8 protein-coding genes are annotated in these 7,602 nt (G+C 38.0%); 1 reads left to right on the forward strand and 7 read right to left on the reverse strand.

Annotation, left to right across the window (positions count from 1 at the left end; genetic code table 11):
* The coding region (locus Q0296_RS08145) for a methyl-accepting chemotaxis protein (protein WP_298039168.1) at positions 1-1,398 on the forward strand (1,398 nt) is incomplete at its 5' end.
* 169 nt (positions 1,399-1,567) lie between these two features.
* On the opposite strand, the gene Q0296_RS08150 is transcribed toward Q0296_RS08145, so the two are convergent.
* The 7 genes from Q0296_RS08150 to Q0296_RS08180 form a co-directional block, all read right to left on the reverse strand.
* On the reverse strand, positions 1,568-2,236 hold the full coding sequence (locus Q0296_RS08150; protein WP_298039170.1) for a lysophospholipid acyltransferase family protein: 669 nt from the start codon (positions 2,234-2,236) through the stop codon (positions 1,568-1,570).
* Positions 2,223-3,530, reverse strand: a complete 1,308-nt coding sequence (locus tag Q0296_RS08155; RefSeq protein ID WP_298039172.1) for an SH3 domain-containing protein — start codon at positions 3,528-3,530, stop codon at positions 2,223-2,225. The genes Q0296_RS08150 and Q0296_RS08155 overlap by 14 nt, the downstream gene beginning before the upstream one ends.
* Complete coding sequence (purQ, locus tag Q0296_RS08160; protein ID WP_103635244.1) at positions 3,524-4,189, reverse strand: phosphoribosylformylglycinamidine synthase I; 666 nt, start codon at positions 4,187-4,189, stop codon at positions 3,524-3,526. The genes Q0296_RS08155 and purQ overlap by 7 nt, the downstream gene beginning before the upstream one ends.
* On the reverse strand, positions 4,186-4,422 hold the full coding sequence (purS, locus tag Q0296_RS08165; RefSeq protein WP_009293857.1) for a phosphoribosylformylglycinamidine synthase subunit PurS: 237 nt from the start codon (positions 4,420-4,422) through the stop codon (positions 4,186-4,188). Before purS ends, purQ begins: the two co-directional genes overlap by 4 nt.
* An 8-nt stretch (positions 4,423-4,430) precedes the next feature.
* Positions 4,431-5,141 carry a phosphoribosylaminoimidazolesuccinocarboxamide synthase gene (purC, locus tag Q0296_RS08170; protein ID WP_009293856.1) on the reverse strand — a complete coding sequence of 237 codons (711 nt, stop codon included), beginning with the start codon at positions 5,139-5,141 and terminating at the stop codon, positions 4,431-4,433.
* Positions 5,142-5,157: 16 nt separating this feature from the next.
* Positions 5,158-6,744, reverse strand: a complete 1,587-nt coding sequence (gene ilvN / locus Q0296_RS08175; RefSeq protein ID WP_298039177.1) for an acetolactate synthase small subunit — start codon at positions 6,742-6,744, stop codon at positions 5,158-5,160.
* A 168-nt stretch (positions 6,745-6,912) separates the two neighbouring features.
* A partial coding sequence (locus Q0296_RS08180; protein WP_298039179.1) for a class B sortase occupies positions 6,913-7,602 on the reverse strand: 690 nt, incomplete at its 5' end.

The raw sequence follows: 7,602 nt of genomic DNA on the forward strand, positions 1-7,602 counted from the left end.
GTTGTAGCAGTTTTATTTATAGGTTATGACTTCACTGAAGGCTTAGAAGATCTTCAAAAGACAATGGCACAAATGAAGCTAGGCGAGCGTGGATACTTCTCAATCTTTAATACAAAGACAAATGTCTATGACATCCACCCAAAACTAGCTGGCAAAGCACCAGAAGGTCAGCTAAAAGATATAGTTGATGACATAGTAAAAACTAAAGAAGGTGTCAAACTCATAAATACTGACGGAGTTGAGAGAGTGGTTGCTTACGAGCCATTTGACAAGCTTAACTGGATCGTGCTTGGCTCAGCTGTTACTGATGACTTCTTAACACCTCAAAAAGTAGTTAGCAAAAACTTCATCATCGCAAGCATTATAGTTACTTTACTTCTTATTATAGTTTCTATATTACTACTTAAAAAGATGGTTGCAAATCCTATTGATAGATTAGGAGCAAATTTAAATGCTATAACATCTGACTTTACACTTAAAATCCCAATCTACGGCAAAGATGAGATAGCTAAAATAAGCAATGATATAAATAACTTCATAGAGCGCATAAGAGTGCTTATAAGCGACACTAAAAACCTTTCAAGCGAAAATAGCTCAGTTGCAAACGAGCTAAGCTCTACCTCTCTTCAAACAGGCAAACGCGTAGAAGAATCAACCCAGATCGTCGAAGAGACAAATCAAAGATGCAAGTCTATGCAAGAAAGCATGAAAGAGTCTCTATCTATAGCTCAAGCTGGTAAAGACGACCTTCAAAAGGCAAGCACTCATATAAAAACAGCAACTGACGCTATCAGATCTCTATCATCTCAGATAGTAGACTCTGCAAACGTAGAGAGCCAAATGGCTGGCAAGATCGAGCAGCTTAGCCGTGACGCTGAGCAGGTAAAATCAGTGCTTGTGGTTATCAACGATATCGCTGATCAGACAAATTTACTTGCTCTTAACGCTGCCATCGAAGCAGCACGCGCAGGTGAGCATGGACGTGGCTTTGCAGTCGTTGCTGACGAGGTTAGACAGCTAGCTGAAAGAACTCAAAAGTCTCTAACAGAGATAAATGCAACTATCAACGTTATCGTTCAAGCGATCAACGATAGCAGCGAGCAAATGGGTATCAACTCTAAACAAATTCAAGAGCTAACCCATGTGGCAAGCGACGTTGAAAAGACGATAAATGATATGAGCGCAACGATGAATAATGCCATAGCGATGTCTGATAAGACTATGCAAGACTACATCGCAACTGGTAAGAATGTAAATGAGATCATGGATGGCATCTCAGAGATCAATCAAATTTCATCTGAAAATGCTAGAAGCGTAGAAGAGATAGCTTCTGCAGCTGAACATCTAAACAAGATGACAGACGCGCTAAACACAAAACTAAGTGTCTTTAGAACTTAAGTTTTTATCTCTTAAATTTAATGTTTTAGGTCTAGCTTTGCCTAGACCTTTTTAAAATTAAACCCAAAATTTCAAATACTTTTTTATAAAATTTAAACATATAAAATAAAATTTACGGATAAAAATAGAGCAGAGGCTTTGCAAATTTAGATATTGCAAAGCAGAAGAGTTATTTTCTATTTTCGTCTAGGACTTTTTGCATGCTCTCTCTTGTATCCTCCAGCCAGTCCTCTTTAGAAGTATCGACTAGATCAAGACAAAAGAGCTTGATGTCAGCCTTTTCAAAGCTAAATTCTTTCACTTTTATCGCATCGCTTCCAACGATCACGATAGGCTGAACCTTTAAATTTAGCTTTTCAACTAGCAACTTCGCACCACCTTTAAATGGTAGTAGCTCTTTGGTTTGAGACCTTGTACCTTCTGGAAATATCGCTAAAACGCGGCCGTTTTCAACTCTATCTTTTGCTTCTTTTAAAAGCTTTATGAGCGAGTGCTTGTTCTCGCGCTCGACTGCTATCATCTTTGGAAGGCTCAAAATTTTACCGATGATAGGAATTTTTCCGATCTGCGCCTTTGCGATCCAGCAAAGATTTTTAGGGTGCACCTCTTCAAGCACGATGATGTCAAGCATACTTTGATGATTTATCAGTAAGATATTTGCCTCATCTTTAAACTCTCCAACCACCTCAAGCGTATAGCCACCAAAAAATCTCTGGGCTCTGCCCCAAACTTTTCTAATAGGTCTATTTTTCGAGTTAAAAAGCCACATAAAAAAGACCACGACAAAAACGCTAAGAACAAATGTGATAGAGAAGAAAATAGCTCTAATTTTTGACAAGGTCGTCCTTTTTCACCCAGCCGATCTTTCCATCTTGAAATAAAATTTTCGAGTAGTCGCCCTTTTTGTCTAAAATTTCAACACTTTCATTTTTACGAGATGTGTAAAAAATGGTCGAATTTTTAGTTGGCAGGATAGTAACGCTAACATCAGGCTTTAGCACAGCTTTACCAAAAGGATTGTAAGTGTAAATTCCAAGCGCGATAAAGACCGCCGCCACGAAAAAGTAGCTAAATTTCCTGCGCCAAATGGCTAGCAAGATAAGGATTGCCACACAAGAGTAGATCGTGATATCTTTGTAGGTGCTAAATTCGCTTTGTTTTGGATTTAGCCCGATCTGCGTGCTAACCTCGTCCTCTTCGACGCTCACAGGCAGTGAAAAGCTCTCAAATTTAGCTTTTTTTAGGTTGTAGTAGTTAAAGTCAAGCGTCTTTTTGTTTGGCTTAAATACTGCAAAATAGTATGCACTTTGCGAGTTGAAGTCGCCATTTATCGTATCTACGCCTTGCTTTAGGATCGTTTTGTTTTCAATATTAAAGGCGCTTAGATCGACATTGTTGCCGTAAATTTCAACGACCATGATGTTGTTTATATCATCAAATTTAGTCGTTTTAAATTTCTTTACCTCAAGGTTATCAGCGACGATGTGGTTGTAGTTTTCGTCACTTCTAAGCTCTTTTAGCTTTGGTAAAAAGATATTTATGTTTGAGTTTTGATAGTTCTCGCCATTTCTTTTTAGATCCAAGCTAACACGTAAAGTCTTTGCGTCAATGCTCGTTGCTTCAAGGTAGAAAGTGCCGATGTATTTGTTTTCTTCACCTTTTACCCATTGAAAATTCTTCTTATTTAACCATTTGATATTTGTCTCATCAAGCTGTGTCTCAAATTCAAACTCAAGATCACTTTGTGTATCAGCTACGATCTCAACGCTAAAAATTTCTCCTACTACGACATTTTTAGGGATATTTGTCGCTTTTAAAAGGAGGTCTTTTATTTTAATCTTGTCATAGACTTGATTGTCAGGGACGCTGATGTCTGGTTCGTTTGTCGGTACGATATTTCGCATCTGCTCTGGAGTGATACGCTCTGGCTGTGGGGCGATAGAGCGTGGAGAGACGAGTTTTCTTGATATATCTTCTTCACTTGGAGTCTTTGTTTGCGGCTTTGATGCCTGGCTATTTACAAATTTATCCTCTCTTGCCTCATCCATCATGTCAAAAACGCTGACTTCATCAGTGTTTGCGGCAAATAAATTTAGCGCGAGTAGGGCGATAAAAAGTGTTCGTTTTACCAAACTAGCCCTTTTAACATCTTCATACCATCATCTGTGCCTAAAATTTTCTCGCAAGCGCGCTCTGGGTGAGGCATAAGACCAAAGATCTTTTTGCTCTCATCGCAAATCCCAGCTATACTATCAACTGAGCCATTTGGATTTATCTCATTGCCGTGGCTGTCGCAGTACTTTAGCAAGACTTGCTCGTTATCATATAGGCTTTTTAGCGTATTTTCATCTGTGTAGTAGTTGCCCTCTCCATGAGCGATAGGGATATTTACTACTTCGTTTTTAGCTAAATTTGCTAGGAATTTATTGTTATTTGAGATTACTTTTAGGTGGTGGTATTTTGAGACAAAATTTAAATTTTCATTTCTTCTCATCGCGCCTTTTAAAAGTCCAAGCTCAAGAAGCATCTGAAAGCCATTGCAAATTCCTAAAATGTAGCCGCCTTTTTTCGCATGCTCTTTTACAGCCTGCATCGCTGGGCTAAATTTAGCTATCGCAGCCGTTCTTAGGTAGTCGCCGTAGCTAAAACCACCAGGCAAAACGACTAGATCAGCATCGATCTTATCTTCTTTGTGCCAGATGATCTGCGTTTGGCAGCCAAGTAGCCCAAAGGCGTGAGCTGTGTCTTCTTCGCAGTTTGTGCCAGGAAAAAGTATGATCGCTACTTTCATAGCACGATCTCGTAGTCTTCGATGACGGTATTTGCTAGAAGCTCTTCACACATCACTTTTAGCTGCTCTTTTGCTTTGTTTTTATCGCTCTCGTCGATGTCTAAAACGATTTGTTTGCCTATCCTGACATTTGAAACACCGCTAAATCCAAGCGAATTTAGCGCGTGTTCTACTGCCTTACCAGCAGGGTCAAGGACCCCACTTCTTAATGCTATATTTACGACAGCTTTCATCTTTGTCCTTAAGAAAGAATTCTTCTTAAAACTTCTTCGTAAGCTACTTTTACGCTACCAAGGTCTTGTCTAAATCTATCTTTGTCAAGTTTTTCGTTTGTTGTCGCATCCCAAAATCTGCAGCTATCAGGGCTTATCTCGTCAGCTAAGATGATGTTGCCATCTTTGTCGATACCAAATTCGACTTTGAAATCAACTAGTTTTAAATTTCTCTCTGCAAAGAATTTAAATAAGATAGAGTTAATCTCTCTTGCTGTGTGTCTTAGGGTTTGAAGATCTTTTTCGCTCTTTACTAGACCCATGATGATGCAGTGCTCGTCAGTAACTAGCGGATCGTGCAAATCGTCGTTTTTGTAGTAGAACTCAACAAGTGTAAAAGGTAGAACTGTGCCTTCTTTTATGCCAAGTCTTTTGCTAAGTGAGCCAGTTGCGATATTTCTCACAACAACTTCAAGAGGTATGATCTCGCATTTTTTGACCACTTGCTCAGTGTCGCTGATGGTCTCAACAAGGTCAGTGACGATACCTTTGCTCTCTAGCAGTTTAAAAAGCTGAGTAGAGATTTTGTTATTTAGTGCGCCTTTGCCAGCTTCGTTGCCTCTTTTTTGAGCATCAAATGCTGTTAGATCGTCTTTAAATTCAGCCACAAGTAGATTTGGATCGTCTGTGGCGTACATTTTCTTGCCTTTTCCCTCGTAGATAAGCTCTCTTTTTTGCATGTTGTTCTCCTTTAGATTATTGTTGTTTTATCTTTAAAATTTTGATCGTATCAATCGCTGTTTTTAACTGAATATCCTCATCGACTTTTTTCTGTGTGATTATATTTTTATCATCTTTTGCTTCAGTTTTATTGCCTTCGCTTGTTGGATTTATCTTGTTTAGCTCGCTCTTTAGGTGTGCTTTTAGTTCGCTCTCTTTGATGCTAAATGCACTATCATCGCTTTGCGGCACTTTGCCAGGATGCACGACTACATCAGGTGTTACGCCAACAGCTTGGATAGTTCTGCCACTTGGTAAGTAGTATCTTGCAATGGTTAGTCTTAGCGCTTCTGTATCATCTATTGGTAAGATCACCTGAACGCTACCTTTACCAAATGTGTTTTCGCCGATTATCACCGCACGCTTATGATCTTGCAATGAACCACTGACGATCTCGCTAGCGCTTGCACTTCCGCCATTTACAAGGACAACAAGTGGGAGTTTTGATAAGGTTTTGCTAGCGCTTGCTTTATACTCTACATTTTCAGATGCATCACGACCCTTTTGAGATACGATGATGCCGTTATCTACGAAAAGATCCACTAGATCGACAGCTTGATTTAAAAGACCGCCAGGGTTGTTTCTAAGATCAAGTATGATGCCATTTGCTTTTGGATGCTCTTTGATAGCATCTTTGACCTTTGTAACGACGTTTTTGTCAAAATTTGTGACGCGTATATAAAGGATGTTTTCATTTTCTATCATTTTTGCATAGACAGACTCAACCTTTATAAGATCTCTTATGATCTTTACGTCAAATGGCTTTTGCTCGCCTTTTCGCAAAATTGTAATTGTTATCGGAGTTTTTGGCTTGCCGCGCATCTTATTTACGGCTTCATCTATCGTTGTGCCGATAGTTGAGTTGCCATCGATCCTTAAAATGATATCGCCTGCTTTTATGCCTGCTTTATCAGCTGGAGTGTCCTCGATAGGCGAGATAACGGTTAGTGCGCTATCTTTCATGCCAACTGTTATGCCAAGTCCGCCAAATTCTCCGCTTGTTTGCACCTGCATATCTTTATATGCTTTTTCATTTAAAAAGCTTGAGTGAGCATCTAAATTTTGCATCAAACCAGCGATGGCTTTGTCAATTATCTCTTTAAATTTAATGTCATCAACGTAGTATTTTTCAACAGTTGAGATGGTTTTTGTAAGTTTTGAAAGTGCTTCAAGTTTTGAATTATCACCTGTAAGCATAACTGTCAAACAATCTTTTGCTACATCAACGATAGTGGCTCTAAAAATATCACAAAGGGCAGCTATATCCTGTCTTTGTGAGGCATTAGCCTTTACTTTTATCATTACAATTTCACGGAAAACACTCTTGCCTTCCTCTAAAACCTTGATATCTCTTACATCTTCAAGTTTTCTAAGCTGTTTTACTATCTGATCAAGTGTGTCTTCATCACCAATAGAAACAACAGTCATTCTTGAAAAACGTGGGTCAGCAGTTTGTCCAACAGTGAGAGAGTCAATATTATAACCTCTCCTTGAAAAAAGACCTGACACACGACTTAAAACACCTACAGAATTGTCTACAATAAGTGAAAATACTCGTCTCATTTTACCTCCCAATATTAAAAAGTATTAGTATATAGTTTTGAATAAAGACAAAACAATAAAATTATATTGGTTCGCCATTTACTATAGCACCATTATAATAAATGTCAATTTGTTATATTATATATATGATATAACTAAATGTTATATCATTAAACTATAGCCATAAGTTTATCTGTGATCCTCACCAAAATCAATAGTAGAAATATCATATCTTTGTGGTTCGTCATCATCATTTAATTCATACGCATATAGTATCGGTCTTGTGTTATCTCCCTCGTAAGAGCAGGTAATAAATGACCATATTTTATCTATACCTGTAGTAGGTATATCTCTATAGCTACATTCCTTAGTCATTCTATCAACATAGTCATGAAAATAATTCATATCATCAAAATAAGTCTGCCTTCTTTCAGGTGCAGCATCAGAGTAAAGTGCCGCAAAAGTTTTCAACCTGTATGTCTTTTGAGGTGTATAAATATATATCATTCTATGTTCTTTAAAGAAATTTTCATCTTTAAATTTTGTGATATCGGTAAACATAGTACCATCTTTCATATGATGTCCATAGATAATATTATTAAGTGTTGAGAAATCTGTATTACTATATCCATCCATATAGACAGAGTAATAAGATTCTTTATGGTTAATATCACGATGTAGATAATAGTCTATATCATATTCTTTCCATAATACAGGATAATCAATTACAGTTCCGGGAATATACACCCATGCGATAACATCCGGATTTGTAGCCTTCAACGAATCAAAATCAATTTTCCTTGTATAATTTTCATCAGTCTCATAAGCTTTTGTAGGCGGCTCGGTTGTAGTTTCTTCTTGAGTGGTTGTAGTTTCAAG

This window comes from uncultured Campylobacter sp. (assembly GCF_937890585.1).
GTDB lineage: Bacteria > Campylobacterota > Campylobacteria > Campylobacterales > Campylobacteraceae > Campylobacter_A.

Excerpts from the sequence above, each read along its gene's own strand:
- purQ (WP_103635244.1), bottom strand. The coding sequence starts at position 4,189 with ATGAAAGTAGCGATCATACTTTTTCCTGGCACAAACTGCGAAGAAGAC.
- purS (WP_009293857.1), bottom strand. The coding sequence starts at position 4,422 with ATGAAAGCTGTCGTAAATATAGCATTAAGAAGTGGGGTCCTTGACCCT.
- purC (WP_009293856.1), bottom strand. The coding sequence starts at position 5,141 with ATGCAAAAAAGAGAGCTTATCTACGAGGGAAAAGGCAAGAAAATGTAC.
- ilvN (WP_298039177.1), bottom strand. The coding sequence starts at position 6,744 with ATGAGACGAGTATTTTCACTTATTGTAGACAATTCTGTAGGTGTTTTA.